This is a genomic window from Achromobacter sp. D7-1 (assembly GCF_059760445.1).
Genome location: NZ_JCBAMT010000174.1, coordinates 1 through 720, shown reverse-complemented (window position 1 = coordinate 720; position 720 = coordinate 1). Strand labels below are relative to the sequence as shown.

The 720-nt window shown below is 66.8% G+C and carries 1 protein-coding gene; it reads left to right on the top strand.

Annotated features, from left to right (window positions below):
• The coding region (glcF, locus tag AC6LKD_RS32640) for a glycolate oxidase subunit GlcF (protein WP_498118546.1) at window positions 1-708 on the top strand (708 nt) is incomplete at its 5' end.
• Between the last annotated feature and the right edge of the window lie 12 nt (window positions 709-720).

Below are 720 nucleotides of genomic sequence, written 5' to 3'. Positions count from 1 at the left end.
ATGATGCCCACCATCGATGCGGCCACCATCCGCGTGCTGGACGCGGTCGGCATAGGCGCGCGCATTGCCCCCGGCGCCGGCTGCTGCGGCGCGGCCAGTTTCCACCTGGACGCCCAGGACGACGCGTTGGCGCAGATGCGCGCCAACGTCGACGCCTGGTGGCCGCTGCTGCAGGACGGAAAGGTCGAGGCCATCGTCATGAACGCGTCCGGTTGCGGCGCCATGGTCAAGGAATATGCGCATCACCTGCGGCACGATCCTGCCTATGCGCAAAAGGCCGCGGACATCGTGGCGCTGGTGAAGGACGTAGCCGAAATCGTTGCGCCGCATGCGGCGCAATTGCGCGCGCGGCTGCAGGCGGGTACGCGCGCGGCTTTCCATCCGCCTTGCACGCTGCAGCATTGGCAAGGGCTGCGGCCGCTGTCGGAACAACTGCTGGCGGATCTGGGTTTCGCGTTGCAGCCGTTCGCCGACAAGCATTTGTGCTGCGGTTCGGCGGGGGCTTATTCGGTATTGAATCCAGAAATCGCGCTGGAGTTGCGCGACCGCAAGCTGGGCGCGATCGCCGCGGGCGGACCGGATGTGATCCTGTCCGCCAACATCGGCTGCATCGGCCATTTGCAAAGCGGCACCGACACGCCGGTGCGGCATTGGATCGAAGTGGTGGACGAACAATTGCGCCAGCCTGCCGGCCAGCGCAACGCGTAGGCGCCGGACGCC